This window comes from Bradyrhizobium sp. USDA 4461 (assembly GCF_054055655.1).
The window spans coordinates 3,461,302-3,477,044 of record NZ_JBSRXM010000001.1; the positions used below are offsets into that span (position 1 = coordinate 3,461,302).

The following is a 15,743-nucleotide window of genomic DNA, read 5'->3' on the forward strand; positions in this document are numbered from 1 at the left end:
CGCTTCATGAACCTGGACTCAAACGCACGGAACCTGTGATGCTGGACCAGCTTGAAACCGACTTCCCCGAGCACACGCCGCGTCCATCCGATGCGCCAAAGGCGCTCGAGGGGATCCGGGTGATCGATTTCTCGCACTTCATCGCGGGGCCGTTCGCGACCATGATCCTCGCCGACATGGGTGTCGAGGTGATCAAGATTGAAGCGCCGGGCCGTGGCGACGATCTGCGTCGCTATCCCCCGATGCACCCCGATCTCGGACACGGTGCGCCGTTTCTCTGGACCAACCGCAACAAGCGCAGCGTCGCGCTCGATCTCAAATCGCCTGAGGGCCTGAAGGTCGCCCGTGAGCTGATCGCGACCGCTGACGTCGTGGTCGAGAATTTTTCGGCTGATGTGATGGCGCGGCTGGGGCTCGATTACGAGAGCTGCCGCAAGATCAAACCCGAGATCGTCTATTGCTCTGTGTCGGCCTATGGCCGCGACGGGGCGTTTTCGGACCGGCTCGGCTTCGATCCAATCGCGCAGGTCGAGAGCGGCTTTGTCTCCATGAACGGCTATGCCGACCGCGAGGGCGTGCGCGCATTATCGCCGGTGATGGATATCAGCACCGCGATGATGGCGAGCAACGCGATCCTCGGCGCCTTGCTGGCGCGCGAGCGCAGCGGGCAGGGCCAGGCGATCGAGGTCTCCTTGTTCGAGAATGCGGTCCTGATGACCGGCTACGCGACCATGCAGTCGCTGTTCAGCGGTGCCAATCCGAAGCGAAGCGGCAACACGAGTCCGGACACGTGCCCGTCGGGTGTGTTTCAGGCCAGCGACTGCTGCTTCTACATCAACTGCGGCAACGACAAGATCTTTCAACGCCTGATGGCGCAGGTGCTCGAGCGCGAAGATCTTGCGGTGGCCGAGGTTTATGCGACGGGTCCGGATCGGATCCGCCGACGGGAGGAACTGTTCGCGATCCTCGGCAATGCCTTTGTCCGGCAGCCCTGGTCACACTGGCAGTCGCGGATGCGGGCGGCCGGTGTGCCCTGCGGGCAGCTGCGCACTGTCGGCGAGGCGATCCGTTCACCCGAGGCGAGGGAGCGTGGGATCGTCACCCGGATCCCGCACGAGACCGTGGGATGGGTGCCGAATGTGAACCTGCCGATCCGCTACTCACGGACGCCGATCGTTGATCCCGTTGCGGCACCTGCCGTCGGTCAGCACACCGAAAGCGTCCTACGTGAGCTGCTCAGCTATGACGAGGCGAAGATCGCGCGCCTTGCCGCAGACGGGGCCTTCGGCAGCCAGCCCTCGCGACGGGATGCCAAGTCGTGACCGCGCGCGCGAGGGACGAACGGACGCTGCGGGGTCGTGTCGCGGTGATCGGGATCGGTGAAACGGAATATTATCGCCACGGTGCATCCCCCGACCCGGAATTCAAGCTGGCACTGAAAGCCATTCTGGCGGCTTGCGAGGATGCCGGACTCGATCCGCGCGAGATCGACGGGTTCTCGTCCTACAGCGACGATCGCAGCGAGGCGTCGCGGCTGGCCGCGGCGCTGGGCACGCATCGATTGCGCTCCGCGACCATGCAATGGGGCGGAGGGGGCGGTGGCTGCTGCGCGGCGGTTGCCAATGCGGCCGCCTCGATCGTCGCGGGCCTCGCCGATTGTGTCGTGGTGTTCCGCGCGTTGTCGCAGGGCCAATATGGCCGGTTCGGGAAGGCGGGCGAGATCCACACGGTTTCGGGCGAACGCTCCTATCTGATGCCGTATGGCGTGCTGGCGCCGCCGCAGCGCTTTGCCATGCGGGTGCAGCGCTACATGCATGAGCACGGTGTGCGCCAAGAGGCATTGCGCGCGATTGCGCTTGCCTCCTATCACCATGCCCAAGCCAATCCACGCGCCGTGATGCATGGCAAGCCGCTGGACGTCGGGAAATACGATGCCTCGCGCTGGATCGTGGAGCCCTTCCATCTCTACGATTGCTGCATGGAGAATGACGGCGCAGCGGCCCTGGTACTGGTATCGGCGGAGCGCGCCAACGACTTCAAGCGCAAGCCGACCTATCTGCTCGGTGCGGCCTTCGGCTCCGGGCATCGCGCAGGGGCGACTGCGCACAACGCGACACTCTATGCTACCGCGAGCTTCGACACCGTTGCCCCAGATCTCTATCGCATGGCCGGGGTGGGGCCATCGGATATCGGCGTAGTCCAGGCCTATGAGAATTTCACCGGCGGCGTCGTACTGGCGCTGGCGGAGCACGGCTTCTTCGAGCCCGAGGAGGCCAACGAGTTTCTGACCTTCGAGAATCTGATCGCGCCGTCCGGGCGGCTGCCGCTCAACACCAGCGGGGGCAATCTAGCGGAGTGCTATATGCACGGATTTGAGCTCGTTCTGGAGGCCGTTCGGCAGGTACGCGGAACTTCGACGAACCAAGTTCGACGAAACGATGTGGCGCTGGTGATCGGCGGCCCGATGGTGACGCCGGCCAGCAACCTCATTTTGGCCTCGGAGGCGACCTTATGAGTGGGCCCCTCAATGCGCGCTATCTTCCTGCCGGATTACCCATCCCAGTCAGCGAGCCAGATGGGCTCTCGGCGCCCTATTGGGCTGGCCTGCGGGAAAGCCGCCTACTGGTGCAACGCTGTGCCCGCTGCAGTTCCTGGCAATTCGGGCCGGAATGGATCTGCCATCATTGTCATGCCTTTGAGCTCACATGGACCGAGGTCGAGGCGAGCGGCCGCATCTTCAGTTGGGAGCGCGTCTGGCATCCCTCGCACCCGGCGCTGAAGCAGCATGGTCCATACGTCGCGGTGCTCGTCGAGCTACCAGACGCCGGTGGCGTGCGTATGGTGGGTAATCTGCTGGGCGATCCCCGCCAGACCGTGGTCATCGGTACTGAGGTTAAGGGGGTCTTCGAGCATCACCCGGAGTCCGATCCATCCTTTTCGTTGCTGCAATGGCGGCTGCGGCAAGGCCCTGACGAGGTCAGCGGTCACTCGACCGGCTAGTTAGTGTCGTAAATTGAAAGGAATCCTGCGATTCGAACGTGTGGCCTTCGCCTTGAGGGCAGCGGTCACGAGCGCAGACGGTCTCTTGGTCAGGGCGTATGTAAGCGCGGCGGTTTACTCAGGTGGCCAAGCGCAACGCGTTGCAAGAGCGCTGCGAAATCGATCCGCTCTCCGGCACTTCAGGCGCAAGCTTTCGACGACGATCACCTCGGCTTGCCGCGGGTTGCATTCGGCAAGCTCAACCAGCTTGACGTTAGGAGACTCAAGCCTGCGCGCCTACCTTGTCGGCATCGACTTCTTGGCATCGAAGGAGTTCCGATCAGCCCAATGCTTCATCCGCTTCGTGCGCGAGTCGAAAAGCGCCGGCGGTCCGTAGCTCATGTCGAATTTCGATCGCACGGCGGCAGTCGAGCTTAGTGAGATCTGCTGTGGGACCCACAGGGCCATCATTCTTGCGCGCCATCTGCTCGATTCCATCGTTCGGAATAGCGAAATTCGCCGCAGCGCGTCTGGCTTGGCGATACCAGCAAAAATACCTGCAAGGTGAACCGCTGCAGTGGGCTTATGCTTGGATTTTCAATTCGCTGCGACAGTTTTTGGCGAAATCCGGAATCGAACTGGCGTCTTAAGTTATTGTTATAACTGAGATTTTTTCCGTGGTGCCCCTGGCCGGAATCGAACCAGCACTCCTTGCGGAACTCGATTTTGAGTCGAGCGCGTCTACCAGTTCCGCCACAGGGGCATTCGCGATGGTCCAGACCGGGAAGGGCCGGGGTCGCGAAGCGCGGCGGACTATAGCGGGCGGCCCGTCACGGTCAACCCGCGCGGATGTGAATGTCCGGCGCCTCGACAGCGGTAATTTCGCGCGATACGACCGCAATCGAGCATGGAGCAGGGCCATGACCCTCCCGAATGACGCTCCCAGGAGGACCGCCGTGACGATTGCCACCGCCCATCCGTCGCATGCTTCGGCGAGCGGCAATCCCGCGCTGGCCTCGGCCCTGGCGATTGCCGTGATCGCGGCGGCGACCTTGGCCGGCGCCTGGTTCTTCCAGCTCGTGCTGGAGATCATGCCCTGTCCGCTCTGTCTCGAGCAGCGCTACGCCTATTACCTCGCGGTCCCGCTCGGCGCCGTGGTGGCGCTCGCCGCCGCCCGCGGCGCGCCGCGTCCGGTGCTGCTGGCGGGCCTTGCGATCCTCGGTCTTGCCGCGCTCGCCAATGCCGGGCTCGGCAGCTATCACGCCGGCGTCGAATGGGGATTCTGGCCGGGACCGACCGATTGCACCGGCCCGATGGTGGATTTCGGCAAGGCCGGCTCGCTGCTGGACCAGCTCGACAAGGTCAAGGTGGTCCGCTGCGATGAGGTGCAGTTTCGCTTCCTCGGCATCTCGCTCGCCGGCTACAACGTGCTGATCTCGCTGTTGATGGCCGCGATCGCCGGCTGGGGCGTGATGCGGGCCGCGAAGGCCTGAGGTCGCGGCCGCTTCCCTTGATCCGTCATGCTGAGGAGCGCGTAGCGCGCCTCGAAGCATGCACGGCCACCGGCCGGGCCGTTCATCCTTCGAGGCTCGCTCCGCTCGCACCTCAGGATGACGGGACGGAGAGCTTCTAATCGTCGACGTCGTCCTGCGGTCGGCCGAACAGATGGATGATGCCCGGCGTCGAGATGGTGACGAACAGGAAGCGCGACAGATGATGCGCGCCGACGAAGATCGGGTCGATATGCAGCGTCAGCGCCAGCGCCAGCATGGCGTCCATCGCGCCGGGCGCGAAGGCGACCACGACGTCGGCGAGCCGCACATGGGTGGTGAAGCCGATCACCGCGACGAACACGGCTGAGATCAGGATCGCGATCGCGAACGAGCCGAGCCCGGCATTGACGTGGCTCAGCAGGGTCGAGGTCTTCATCCGCGCGAAGCGGGTGCCGATAATGGCGCCGATGCCGACCAGCGCGATGTTGCGGAGCCACGGCGGCAGGCCGCCATCGATCAGGCCCGAGCCGTGCAGCAGGCTGGAGGCGAGCATCGCGCCGAACATCCAGCTGGCGGGGAATTTGATCCAGCGCAGCAGCAGCGATACGCCGATCGACAAGGCGACCAGGGCTGTGAGGCCGAACGGCGAGGCGACCGTGGTCGGCAAGGGCGGCGGCGCGGCATGCGTCACCCCGGTCAGTGCCAGCACCAGCGGCAGCGCCGCGGTCAGGATGATGACGCGCATGGTCTGCACCACGGCGATCGCCGCGACGTCGGCGCCCTTTTCCGCGGCCAGGATCGTGATCTGCGACAGCGCGCCGGGACTGCCGGCGAGGAAGGCCGAGGTCTGGTCCCAGCCATGGACGCGTTGCAGATAGAGGCTCGATCCGAAGGTCGAGCAGAAGGTCGCCAGGGCCAACAGGCCGATGGTCAGCGGATAGGAGCTCATGTGCTGCAGCAATTGCTGTGACATCAGCGAGCCCAGCGAGATGCCGAGCAGCAGCAGCACCGATTGCGTCAGCACCGGCGGCACCGCGAGCGGCCGGCCGGCCAATGCGGCGAGCGCGACCGCCACCATCGCGCCCGAGATCAGGCCGCCCGGCAATTCCGCCCATAAAAACAGCAAGCCGCCGCCGGCGCCGATGACGAGGGTCTCGAGCCCGTTCAGAACTTTGCTGCGGTCGGGAATGGCTGATGCCATCGAAGCGCGGATCAGGGTCACGCCGCCTTATGGCAAATCCGCAACCACGGGACAAATGCATCTCGCGATTGCAGCATTGCGCCGGAAAACGCGAGCGACTCGCGCGGCGCACAGATTTTCACCCTCCCCGGTTGGGGAGGGTGAGGGACACGTCGAGGTCTATCCGCGCGTTACTTCGTCGCCGCGGGCGCGGCGGCACCGCCGCCCGCCGCGTTCTTCTTGCACTCGGAACGGAATTTCTTGCGCTCCTTGCCGTGCAGGCCCTTGGCGTCGGCTTCCTTCGAGCATTCCAGCGACTCGGCGGTGCGCGGCTTGGCTTCCTTGGGCGCCTTGGCCGCAGTGGCCGCCGGAGCGGCGTCCTTGGCGGCGGGCGCGGCAGTCTGCGCGAAAGCCCCGCCCATCAGCAGCAGGGAGGCAACGGCAGTCGCGGTCGCGAACGTGGTAATCGTCTTCATGGGGCACCTCGTGAGGAAAGGAGCCGAAACGTTGCGCGGCGATGCTGAACCGTGGATGAACATGCCGACGTCCTGCCGCCACAATATTTTAGCGCCCAGGCGCGCCCGCACGTTGTCGCAAGTCGGGGTTGCGCTAGGATAATGGTCTTACGCCAATGCCCCCAAGGCAAGCCCCAAAGGGAAACCAACGGGAAACCAGGGATGACGGGAGACTAGGGATGACCATTCAGACCAGATTGTTGTGCGTGATTGCGGTGTCGGGCTTTGCAGCCTTTGCGGCGAGCGCGCCGGCACAGGCCCTGACCGCGCAGGAATGCAGCGCCAAGTACCAAGCGGCCAAGTCGGCCGGCACCCTCAACGGCCAGAAGTGGAATGATTTCCGCAAGGCCCAGTGCAGCGCCGATGCGACCCCGGCTGCGGCGCCCGCCGCTCCGCCGCCCACTGCTGCCGCACCTGCTCCGGCTGCACCGAAGGAAGCCAAGCGGGAAGCCGCTCCCGCCGCGGCACCGGCAGCCCCGTCAGGACCCGCTGTGTTTCCGAACGCGGTCGATCCCAAATACGCCAAGGAGACCGAAGGCAAGCAGCGCATGCACAGCTGCCTCGACCAGTACAACGCCAACAAGACCACGGGCGGCAATGGCGGCATGAAGTGGATCCAGAAGGGCGGCGGCTATTACAGCGAATGCAACAAGAAGCTCAAGGGCGCCTGAGCCCGGCCGGAGCTGACGTTTGACGAGCGGCCGGCGCAAGCCGGCCGCTTTCTTTGACGCCATTGCTACTGGCCTTCCGCCAGCAGCTTGTCCGCCGATTGCGCCAGCAGTTGCGCGCGCTTGCGCGCGCCGCGCTCGAGAAACAAGAGGCTCTGGCCGAAGATGAAGCAGTAGAACAGGAAGGCCTGCGCATCGGCCTCTTCAGACGACATCCCGGTGGCGCGGTAGAGCTGGCCGACCTGCTTCAGCCGCGCGGCATCGACGCTCGCGGCGGCCGTGGCGGCGGCCTCGTCGGTGCGTGCCCATTGCCGGATCGCGAGTTCGACTGCCATCGCCTCGGCGTTCATGCGCTCCGAATAGAGCGTGATGATCGCCTTCAGCCGCTCCCGCGCGCTGGCGCCGTCGAGCGCGGTCTGCTTCTCTATCGCGGCGATGCGGCCGTCGCGCCAGCGCACCAGCATGGCCTCGAGCAGCGCGGCGCGATCCCTGAAGCGGCGGTAGAAGCCGCCCTTGGTGACACCGAGATTCTTCGCCAGCACCTCGACCCGGACGCCGTCGATGCCGCTATGCGCAAGTTCGGCAAAGCCGGCCGCGACCCAGGCGTCGCCCTTGCTTTCAGTCATGTGATCTCCGCGGAGCGGGTCTGATACGGTACCGTATTGCTAGCCTGCTTGGTCCTTGATACGCTACCGTATCAAAAATCGAGGGAGGGGTACCATGGAGGGCGAGGCGACCTATCGCGGCACGGTCTATCCCTGGCACTGCGATCACATCGGCCACATGAACGTCATGTGGTATGTCGGCAAGTTCGACGAGGCGAGCTGGAACATGTTCGCGCGGCTCGGCCTGACGCCGAGCTATCTGCGCGAGTCCGGCCGCGGCATGGCCGCCGTGCAGCAGAATATCTCCTACAAGCGCGAACTGCTCGCCGGCGATCTCGTCGAGATTAAGAGCCGGCTGGTCGAGTTCCGCGACAAGTCGATCCGCATCCTGCACGAGATGCGCAACGCCGAAGCCGGCGAGGTCGCCGCGACCTGCGAGATCACCGCCGTGCATATCGACCGCGCCGCGCGCAAGGCGGCACCGTTCGCGCCGGCGATCCGCTACGCCGCGATGCCGCATCTCGTGCCGTCAGAACCGGTGAGCGCGTGACCGCGATGCCCCGCTTCGAGCCGAAGAATCCCGATTTTCGCGCGGTCGCGGCCGATACGTTCGCACGCCAGCGCGCGATGCAGACGCTCGGGATCTCGATCGCGCGGATGGAGCCGGGGGAAGTCGATCTCGCGATGCCCTATGCGCCGGAGTTTTGCCAGCAGAACGGCTTCGTGCATGCCGGCATCATCACCGCGGGTCTCGACAATGCCTGCGGGATCGCGGCCTTCACGCTGATGCCCGAAGGCTCCGACATCCTCACCGTGGAGTTCAAGACCAACCTGCTGGCGCCGGCCCGCGGCGAGCGGTTCGTGTTCCGCGGCACTGTGATCAAGCCCGGCCGGACGCTGACCGTCTGCGACGGCCGCGCCTACGCCGTGCAGGACGGCCTCGAGACGCTGGTCGCGACCATGAGCGGCACGCTGATGGCGTTGCAAAGACGGGAGCAATAGAGGCGCGTGCAATAAAAGCGTACGCAGCCTCTGTTCCGTCATCCTGAGGAGCGCGCCTTGCGCGCGTCTCGAAGGATGAACGGCCCGGCTGGTGGCCGTCGATCCTTCGAGACGCGCGTTCCGCGCTCCTCAGGATGACGGGTTTGAGAAAGGCGCAACGGATCAGCGACCAGAGTGCCTAGCATCTGCGCACGCGCTCAAGGCCTGGTGCATTGACAAGCTACCGTCGTGCCGACCTGATAGCTGGATGCTTCGCGCGAGCGCCCTGCCATGATCGCCAGCCTCAGTCTGATCCTGCTCTGCCAACTCGTCGGCGAGGTTATGGTGCGAGCGCTCGCCGTGCCGGTGCCGGGTCCGGTGGTCGGGCTGGTGCTGCTGCTGTTGCTGCTGTTGGCGCGCGACCGGTATGCGGCGCTGGCGCGCGGGCCGCTCCGCAATGACGGCGTCGAGAGCGCCAGCCGCGGCATGCTCGCCAATCTGTCGCTACTGTTCATCCCGGCCGGCGTCGGCGTGGTGCAGAAGCTCGATCTGCTCGCCGAACACGGCACGACGATCCTGGTGATCCTCGCGGTATCGGTGATCGTCACGCTGCTGGCGACGGTTGCGACCTTCGTCGCGGCGAGCAGCCTGTTCTCGCGCGACAAGGAGGCGCCGTGAGCGACAACCCGTTCTCGCTCTGGGTCTACCTCTCGCAGTCGCCGTTGCTCTGGCTGACGGTGACGCTGTTGACCTATGCCGCGACCGATGCGGTGTCGCTGAAGACGCGGCGGCATCCGCTCGCCAATCCCGTGCTGCACTCGCTGTGGATCATCGGCGCCTTCCTGCTGCTGACCAAAACCTCCTACACCACCTATTTCGCCGGCGCGCAGTTCGTGCACTTCCTGCTCGGGCCGGCGACGGTGGCGCTGGCGGTGCCGCTCTACGAGAACCGCAAGCGGGTGGCGGCCGCGGTGCTGCCGATGCTGGTCGCGCTCGCGGTCGGCTCGCTGACGGCGATCGTCTCGGTGGTGCTGCTGGCGCGGGCGTTCGGCCTGCCACGCGACATCATCCTGTCGCTGGCGCCGAAATCGGTGACGGCCGGCGTCGCGATGGGCATCAGCGAATCCCTGCACGCCGATCCTTCGCTGACCGCGGTGTCGGTGATCCTCACCGGCATCATGGGGGCGGTCATCGTCACGCCGTTGATGAACTTCACAGGGATTACCGACTTCCGCGGCCGCGGCTTTGCCGCCGGGATCGCGGCGCACGGCATCGGCACCGCCCGCGCCTTCCAGGTCGACGAGGTCGCCGGCGTCTTTGCCGGCATCGCGATGAGCCTGAACGCGCTGGTCACCTCGCTGCTGGTACCGCTGGCCGTGACATATTTGCTGCGCTGATGCCGGCTGCATGGCGGTTTTGTGCTATCGGTATGGCATCAGGTAGCAAATCCTTCTAGGGTGCCGCCGCAAACGCGAGTCTGTCTCCCTTGGTCTTCTCTGCAACTCAAAGCCTGCTTGGGCTGGCATCGGGCATGCTGGTCGGCTTTTCGCTGGGCCTGGTCGGCGGTGGCGGGTCGATCCTGGCCGTGCCGCTGATGGTCTATGTGGTCGGCGTGCCCGAGCCGCATGTCGCGATCGGTACATCGGCGATCGCGGTCGCCGCCAACGCCGCGATCAATCTCTCCAACCACGCCCGCGGCGGCACCGTGATCTGGTCCTGCGCGCTGGTGTTCGCGCTGTCAGGCATGCTCGGGGCGTTCGGTGGCTCGATCCTCGGCAAGATGCTGGAGGGCCAGAAGCTGCTCGCGTTGTTCTCGATCGTGATGCTGGTGATCGCGGGCCTGATGCTGAAGACCCGCGCACGGGTCGGGTTGACCGACGTCAAGATCTCGATGTCCAACATGCCGGCGATCATCGGCCTTGGCCTTGCGACCGGAACCATGTCGGGCTTCTTCGGCATCGGCGGCGGCTTCTTGATCGTGCCGGCGCTCATGCTGGCGACCGGGATGCCGATCATGAACGCGGTCAGCTCCTCGCTGGTGGCCGTCACCGCCTTCGGCATGACCACGGCCCTGAGCTATGCGTGGTCCGGGCTGGTGTCGTGGGGCCTGGCGGGGCTATTCGTCGCCGGTGGCATCGCGGGCGGCCTGTTGGGCACCCGCAGTGCCCGGCACCTGTCGGAACGCCGCGGCGCCCTGAATATTGTCTTTGCGACTGTGATTATCGTGGTGGCCATCTATATGCTGCTGCGTAACATCAACGTGTCCTGAACGTAGAAGGGCGAAGGGCCCTTCCGGAAGCCAGCCATGAACCATCTGACGACATCACCCCTGATCGACGCCGCTGCCACCCGGCGCGGTGCGCTCGGCTTGATCGGTGCCGGCATCGCGCTCTTGGCCGCGGGCGGCGCGCGCGCCGAGGACGACAAGGTCCTGACCGAGGAGCAGGTGCTGCGCGATCCGGATATTCCTGTGATCGGCAATGCCAAGGGCGACATCACCATTGTCGAGTGGTTCGATTACAACTGCCCGTATTGCCGCAAGCTCGCGCCGGAGCTGCGTCAGGTGGTGCAGGACGACGGCAAGGTTCGTCTGGTGCTGAAGGACTGGCCGATCCTCGGGCCGGTCTCCAAGGTGGCGGCGCGGATGGCGCTGGCGGCGAAGTACCAGGACAAGTTCGAGGCCGCGCATGAGGCGATGATCTCGGTCAATTCGCGCATCACCGAGCCGCGCATCGCCGAGCTGCTCTCGGGCGCCGGGCTCGACATGGACCGGCTGAAGAAGGATCTCGACACCAACGCCAAGGCGATCGACGCGATCCTGTCGCGCAACAACGAGCAGGCGATGGCGTTCGGCTTCAACGGCACGCCGTCATTCATCGTCGGCAAGTATCGGGTGCCTGGCGTGCTCAGCATGGATCAGTTCGAGCAGGTGATCGCCGACGCGCGCAAGGCCAATATGGGCCGCAAGACCGAGCAGAACTAAGTCCCTTGGCATTCAATCACGCGGAGCCCTTGCGCTTGGCATAGGCGCGCCGCGCGCGCTCGCGATTGCCGCACACCTCGCTCGAGCACCATCTGCGGGTTCGGTTCGGGCTCTCGTCGACAAAGAACCAGCCGCAGCCATCGGCCTCGCAGCATCCGATCCGGCTGGCGTCGTCGGACGCCAGCAGAGCCGTCAGCGACCACAGCACCGGCCATAACGGCTCCGTCAAATCGGTCCCTGCCAGCGCATGGCGATAGCCACGGTCCTGCCGCACAAGGTCGGGCTGCCGGGGCGCCGCTGCGAGCAATCGATTGACGAGACCAAGATTCACGGCGCGGTCGCCGCGCAGCGCGTCCGAGATGCGCCAGATGTCGCGGCGCAGCTCATACGCCGTCTGCATCGCGCGAGCGGCCTCGCTGCTCGCCGCCCGCGCTTTCAGCTTTGTGGCCGCAGCAAGCGGCAAGGTCCCGCGGCGTTCGCTCCAGGCCAACAGCGCCGCATAATCCGGGATCAGCTCCTGCGGATCGTTGGAGGTGCGCCAGTCCAGCGTGTTGGCGAAGTCAAGGCAGACCCGTCCGCCGAAGAACTGCGTCGCTGCCCGCGCGGGGTCTCTTGACATCACGGCCTCTCACCAAGTCTAATCTAATGGTCATGACCATTACAAGTGCCCGACAGTTTCAACGCGTCCCCACGATGACGACAGCCGGATTCAGGCGGGGCCTGGTCGCGGCGCTGCCTTTCCTGCTCAGCAACGGCGCCGCCGGCCTCGTGATGGGGCTGACCTACAAGGGGCTTGGGCTGGGGGCGGCGCATGCAATCCTGTTCAGCCTGCTGGTCTACTCCGCCACGGCGCAGGCGATCACGCTGAGCATGTGGGCCAGTCCGCTGCCGGTCGTTGCCATGGTGGTTGCCTGCATCGCCACGAATTCACGATACTTAGTGATGGGCGCCCATCTGCGCCAGCTGTTTGGCGGATTGGCGCCCCGGAAGATGCTGCCCAGCCTGTTTCTGCTCGCGGATGCGTCGTGGCTGATGACGAGCGCGGACGCCGACCGCAACGGACCTGATGCAGGCTATCTGCTGGGATCAAGCATCCCGATGGCGGTCGGCTGGGTCGGCGGCACCGCGCTCGCCTATGCCGCCCCGCTCGCGGCAAACGGACCGCTCAGGCTTGCCGCCGCGTTGCTGCCGACGATGTTCATCGCGACTCTTATTCCGAGCCAATGGAAGAACGCGCGATCGCCCTGGCCGTGGCTGACCTCGGCCGTTGCCGCGTTGCTCGTCGCCCGCTTTGTCGATCCCAGCTGGTCGATGCTGATCGGAGGCGGCTGCGGCACGCTCGTGAGCATGATGGAGCCGAGCGATGCATGACTTGCAGGTCCTCGGCGTCATCTGCATCCTCGGCATCACCTGCTATGCCATGCGCGCCGGCGGATACGTTCTCGCCGCATCGATGCGCGAGGACGGCATCGCCGCGCGGTTTCTCCGGCTCGCGCCCGGCAATCTGTTCATTGCATTCATTGTCGGCGGCTGCCTGTCGGGCGGGCCGGCAGGCCTGATCGGGACCGTGGTCGCGCTGGTGACGATGGCGATCACGGCGCGGGAATGGGCCGCGCTGGGAGCCGGGTTCGGCGCTGCGCTGGCGGCGTCCACGATCGGATGGTGACGGCAGCGATTACTTCGACGCGATCTTGTCCCACTGCTCGCGGGTACGCGCCTTCAGCAGATTCCAGTCATGGGCCGCGACGTCCCAATTGACGATGGTGCGGGTGTCTTGCGCGACCTCGCCATTGGCCACGCTCGATGTCCGCATCGAATCGGCCACATAGACGCCGCAAACCAGCAGGAGCGCGCCCAAGATCATGCCGAAAAACGTCCGCATCGCTTAATCCCTCCGCTGTCGGCAGGATAACGTTGGAGGGTTCGCTGTGGTTCCAGCGCTCGGTGCGCCGCATCGTCAACCGTCTTCCCGGTTGCGGCCTTGCAAGCCGCAGGCGCATGAGTTGTGTTGTTCTATTCACGGCCAATCCATGACCGTCATCCTGAGAGAGTGTGAATGTGTTCAGTGTCGTCCTGGCTTTCGCCAGGACGACGGCGTGGCGAGGCTGCTCGCTACAATTTCTCACACGTCATCCTGAGGTGCGAGCGCTTGCGAGCCTCGAAGGATGCACGGCCTCGACGCAACCGGAGCCAGCCGCAGCCGGGCCGTCGACCCTTCGAGACGCGCTTTGTGCTCCTCAGGGTGACGGGGAGAGGTGAGTTCAAGTGCCGTCGGCTCACCCACCATTCAGCCACTGCATGATCTCTGCATTGATCTCGCGCGGATAGGTGTGGCTGAGGTCGTCGATCTCGCGATAGGTCACCTTGGCGCCGGCGGCCGACAGCAAGCCTTGCGTCTGCCGCGCGGTCTGCACCGGGAACATCCAGTCGAGCTTGCCGTGGGTGATGAAGATCGGCAGGCCGCGCAGCCTGTCCGCATCGGCCATCTCGGCCATCAGCGGATGGAAGGTCGCCGCGACCGGCGCCAGATGCGTGAAGCGCGAGGCGCCATCGAGGCCGCTCACATAGCTGAACGTGCCGCCGTCGCTCATCCCGGTCAGCAGCATGCGCGTCTCGTCGATCTTCCAGCGTTCGCGCACCTGGTCGAGGATGCGGTTGAGGTTCGGCGTGTCGCTGTCGTCGCCCATCAGCGCCCAGGTCTGGCCGGTCGCGGTCGGCGCCACCAGGATGGCGCCGCGGCTGCGCGCGTCGCGCAGCCAGCTCCACAGGAAGCCGCGGCCGTTGCCGCTGCCGCCGTGCAGCGCCATCACCAGCGGCCAGCCGCGGTCGGGCGTGTAATATTCCGGCACATACATCGAGAAGCCGCCGCGGCTGCCCGGTTCGTTGCGCTCGTGGAAGATGCCGGTGTCGGCGTTGGGCTTGGCCGCGAGCTTCGCCTGCAGCCCGGCATCCTCGCGCAAATCCGGCGCCATGAAGAAGCCGCTGACCGGCGGCAATTCGGTCAGCGGATAGAGCGCCTCCTGCGCGCGCGGCAGATGGCGCAGCGCGCGGAACACGCTGACGAGGTCGCCTTGGCCGTTCTGCACCGCGCGCAGCCCCGCATAGCCGGCCAGCGCCGGTTCGATCGCAGCCTCCAGCGCGACCTTGATGTGCGCGAATTTTTCCGGCCAATCGGCGAGCCGCGGCTGCACCGCCTGCAAGGCTTGCTCCGGCTCGCCCGCGATCTGCATCACGCGATCGAAGTCCGGCGGGTTGAGGTTGCGCGCGACGAAGGCCAGCGATTCCAGCGTTTGCAACAGCGGCGGCAGCACGGCCACGATGTCGTCGACCACGGCCTCGCTCATCGCCACTGCCTCTTCTTTTTTGCCTAGTGCAGCCGCGGCGCCTTCAACAGCTTCATGCGGTCGATCGAGGTCAGCGTGACGTCGAAGGTGACGCCCTCATGGTAGACGGTCAGCGGCACGTCGACGCCGGCCGAACCGAGCGACCAGAGCTTGCGATAGAAGCCGGTCTGGCCGGTCACCTTGTCGCCGTCGACGGCGAGGATCACGTCGCCGGTCTTCAACTCGGCGCGCGCCGCCGGTCCCTTGCTGGCGACGCCGACCACCACCAGGCGGTTGTCGATCTCGGTCGTGTACATGCCGAGCCACGGCCGCGCCGGCCGGTCGACGCGGCCGAACTTGCGCAAATCGCCGAGCACCGGGCGCAGCAGATCGATCGGCACGATCATGTTGACATGTTCGGAACGGCTGGAGCGCTCGCGTTCGAGCTGCAGCGAGCCGATGCCGATCAGCTCGCCGTCCTTGTTGATCAGTCCGGTGCCGCCCCAGTTCGGATGCGCCGGATAGGTGAAGATCGCCTCGTCGAGCAGGTATTCCCAATAGCCGGCGAATTCCTGCTTGGCCGCGATCTGGCTTGCGACCGAGCGGGTGCGGCCGCCGGCGCCGCCGAGCACGACATTGTCGCCGACCTGGGTTGCCGCCGACGAGCCGATCGGCAGCGGATCGATGTCGAGTTGTCCCAGCGCCTGCACCAGGCCGAAGCCGGATTCGAAATCGAAGCCGAGCGCATGGCCCTCGACCGCGCGGCCGTCGCCGAGATGCAACCACACGGTGGCGGCTTCGGTGATCAGATAGCCGATCGTCAGCACCAGCCCGCGGTCGATCACCACGCCGTTGCCGGTGCGCTCGGTGCCGAGCGTCTCGGCACTGAACGCGTCAGGCGGAATGATCGAATGCAGCCCGACCACGCTCATCAGTGCACGATCGAGGTCATAGCGATAATCCTCGGGGCGGGGCTGAAAGGCCGCTGGCACTTTCCATTCGGTGGTGGAGGGCAT

Annotated in this window: 20 protein-coding genes and 1 tRNA gene; 13 read left to right on the top strand and 8 right to left on the bottom strand. The window is 65.6% G+C overall.

What is annotated here, in order from left to right:
- The first annotated feature begins 38 nt into the window (after positions 1-38).
- From ACVINW_RS16150 to ACVINW_RS16160, 3 genes are read left to right on the top strand one after another with little or no spacing between them, the layout of a single operon-like run.
- Positions 39-1,322, top strand: a complete 1,284-nt coding sequence (locus ACVINW_RS16150) for a CaiB/BaiF CoA transferase family protein (protein WP_456752220.1) — start codon at positions 39-41, stop codon at positions 1,320-1,322.
- A complete protein-coding gene (locus ACVINW_RS16155) occupies positions 1,319-2,515 on the top strand; it encodes a thiolase C-terminal domain-containing protein (protein ID WP_456752221.1) in 1,197 nt (398 codons plus the stop codon). Before ACVINW_RS16150 ends, ACVINW_RS16155 begins: the two co-directional genes overlap by 4 nt.
- Positions 2,512-3,000, top strand: a complete 489-nt coding sequence (locus ACVINW_RS16160; protein ID WP_456752222.1) for a Zn-ribbon domain-containing OB-fold protein — start codon at positions 2,512-2,514, stop codon at positions 2,998-3,000. Before ACVINW_RS16155 ends, ACVINW_RS16160 begins: the two co-directional genes overlap by 4 nt.
- A 657-nt stretch (positions 3,001-3,657) precedes the next feature.
- Here the strand turns inward: ACVINW_RS16160 and ACVINW_RS16165 are convergent.
- A tRNA-Leu gene (locus ACVINW_RS16165) sits at positions 3,658-3,742 on the bottom strand.
- A gap of 157 nt (positions 3,743-3,899) precedes the next feature.
- On the opposite strand from ACVINW_RS16165, the gene ACVINW_RS16170 reads away from it, so the two are divergent.
- Positions 3,900-4,472 carry a disulfide bond formation protein B gene (locus tag ACVINW_RS16170; protein WP_456752223.1) on the top strand — a complete coding sequence of 191 codons (573 nt, stop codon included), beginning with the start codon at positions 3,900-3,902 and terminating at the stop codon, positions 4,470-4,472.
- A 136-nt stretch (positions 4,473-4,608) separates the two neighbouring features.
- Here the strand turns inward: ACVINW_RS16170 and ACVINW_RS16175 are convergent, their stop codons facing one another.
- Positions 4,609-5,694, bottom strand: coding sequence for an AbrB family transcriptional regulator (locus tag ACVINW_RS16175; protein WP_456752224.1), 1,086 nt, complete (start codon positions 5,692-5,694; stop codon positions 4,609-4,611).
- Between the two features lie 149 nt (positions 5,695-5,843).
- Positions 5,844-6,128, bottom strand: a complete 285-nt coding sequence (locus ACVINW_RS16180; RefSeq protein ID WP_456752225.1) for a PsiF family protein — start codon at positions 6,126-6,128, stop codon at positions 5,844-5,846.
- 218 nt (positions 6,129-6,346) lie between these two features.
- Between ACVINW_RS16180 and ACVINW_RS16185 the strand changes: the two genes are divergently transcribed.
- Positions 6,347-6,838: a hypothetical protein gene (locus ACVINW_RS16185; protein ID WP_456752226.1), complete on the top strand. Its 492-nt coding sequence runs from the start codon at positions 6,347-6,349 to the stop codon at positions 6,836-6,838.
- Positions 6,839-6,903: 65 nt separating this feature from the next.
- Here the strand turns inward: ACVINW_RS16185 and ACVINW_RS16190 are convergent, their stop codons facing one another.
- Positions 6,904-7,461: a TetR/AcrR family transcriptional regulator gene (locus ACVINW_RS16190; protein ID WP_456752227.1), complete on the bottom strand. Its 558-nt coding sequence runs from the start codon at positions 7,459-7,461 to the stop codon at positions 6,904-6,906.
- Between the two features lie 94 nt (positions 7,462-7,555).
- On the opposite strand from ACVINW_RS16190, the gene ACVINW_RS16195 reads away from it, so the two are divergent.
- The 6 genes from ACVINW_RS16195 (at position 7,556) to ACVINW_RS16220 (ending at position 11,404) form a co-directional block, all read left to right on the top strand.
- Entirely contained in the window at positions 7,556-7,990 is a 435-nt protein-coding gene (locus tag ACVINW_RS16195; protein WP_456752228.1) for an acyl-CoA thioesterase, read from the top strand.
- Positions 7,991-7,995: 5 nt separating this feature from the next.
- Positions 7,996-8,442, top strand: a complete 447-nt coding sequence (locus tag ACVINW_RS16200; protein WP_456756408.1) for a PaaI family thioesterase — start codon at positions 7,996-7,998, stop codon at positions 8,440-8,442.
- A 270-nt stretch (positions 8,443-8,712) separates the two neighbouring features.
- Positions 8,713-9,099, top strand: a complete 387-nt coding sequence (locus tag ACVINW_RS16205) for a CidA/LrgA family protein (RefSeq protein WP_456752229.1) — start codon at positions 8,713-8,715, stop codon at positions 9,097-9,099.
- On the top strand, positions 9,096-9,818 hold the full coding sequence (locus tag ACVINW_RS16210; protein ID WP_456752230.1) for an LrgB family protein: 723 nt from the start codon (positions 9,096-9,098) through the stop codon (positions 9,816-9,818). Before ACVINW_RS16205 ends, ACVINW_RS16210 begins: the two co-directional genes overlap by 4 nt.
- Before the next feature lie 134 nt (positions 9,819-9,952).
- Entirely contained in the window at positions 9,953-10,690 is a 738-nt protein-coding gene (locus ACVINW_RS16215) for a sulfite exporter TauE/SafE family protein (protein WP_456756409.1), read from the top strand.
- Between the two features lie 36 nt (positions 10,691-10,726).
- Entirely contained in the window at positions 10,727-11,404 is a 678-nt protein-coding gene (locus ACVINW_RS16220; RefSeq protein ID WP_456752231.1) for a DsbA family protein, read from the top strand.
- A gap of 16 nt (positions 11,405-11,420) precedes the next feature.
- Here the strand turns inward: ACVINW_RS16220 and ACVINW_RS16225 are convergent, their stop codons facing one another.
- The gene (locus ACVINW_RS16225; RefSeq protein WP_456752232.1) at positions 11,421-12,023 is read right to left on the bottom strand and encodes a CGNR zinc finger domain-containing protein; all 603 of its coding nucleotides are present in this window, start codon (positions 12,021-12,023) and stop codon (positions 11,421-11,423) included.
- A 74-nt stretch (positions 12,024-12,097) separates the two neighbouring features.
- On the opposite strand from ACVINW_RS16225, the gene ACVINW_RS16230 reads away from it, so the two are divergent.
- Both ACVINW_RS16230 and ACVINW_RS16235 read left to right on the top strand, forming a co-directional pair.
- The gene (locus ACVINW_RS16230; protein ID WP_456752233.1) at positions 12,098-12,775 is read left to right on the top strand and encodes an AzlC family ABC transporter permease; all 678 of its coding nucleotides are present in this window, start codon (positions 12,098-12,100) and stop codon (positions 12,773-12,775) included.
- Positions 12,768-13,070, top strand: coding sequence for an AzlD domain-containing protein (locus ACVINW_RS16235; protein WP_456752234.1), 303 nt, complete (start codon positions 12,768-12,770; stop codon positions 13,068-13,070). The genes ACVINW_RS16230 and ACVINW_RS16235 overlap by 8 nt, the downstream gene beginning before the upstream one ends.
- Positions 13,071-13,079: 9 nt before the next feature.
- On the opposite strand, the gene ACVINW_RS16240 is transcribed toward ACVINW_RS16235, so the two are convergent.
- The 3 genes from ACVINW_RS16240 to ACVINW_RS16250 all read right to left on the bottom strand — a co-directional run bounded on the left by ACVINW_RS16240 (position 13,080) and on the right by ACVINW_RS16250 (position 15,743).
- Positions 13,080-13,286, bottom strand: a complete 207-nt coding sequence (locus tag ACVINW_RS16240) for a hypothetical protein (RefSeq protein WP_456752235.1) — start codon at positions 13,284-13,286, stop codon at positions 13,080-13,082.
- Positions 13,287-13,680: 394 nt separating this feature from the next.
- Entirely contained in the window at positions 13,681-14,748 is a 1,068-nt protein-coding gene (locus tag ACVINW_RS16245; RefSeq protein WP_456752236.1) for a carboxylesterase family protein, read from the bottom strand.
- A gap of 23 nt (positions 14,749-14,771) precedes the next feature.
- The gene (locus tag ACVINW_RS16250) at positions 14,772-15,743 is read right to left on the bottom strand and encodes a S1C family serine protease (protein ID WP_456752237.1); all 972 of its coding nucleotides are present in this window, start codon (positions 15,741-15,743) and stop codon (positions 14,772-14,774) included.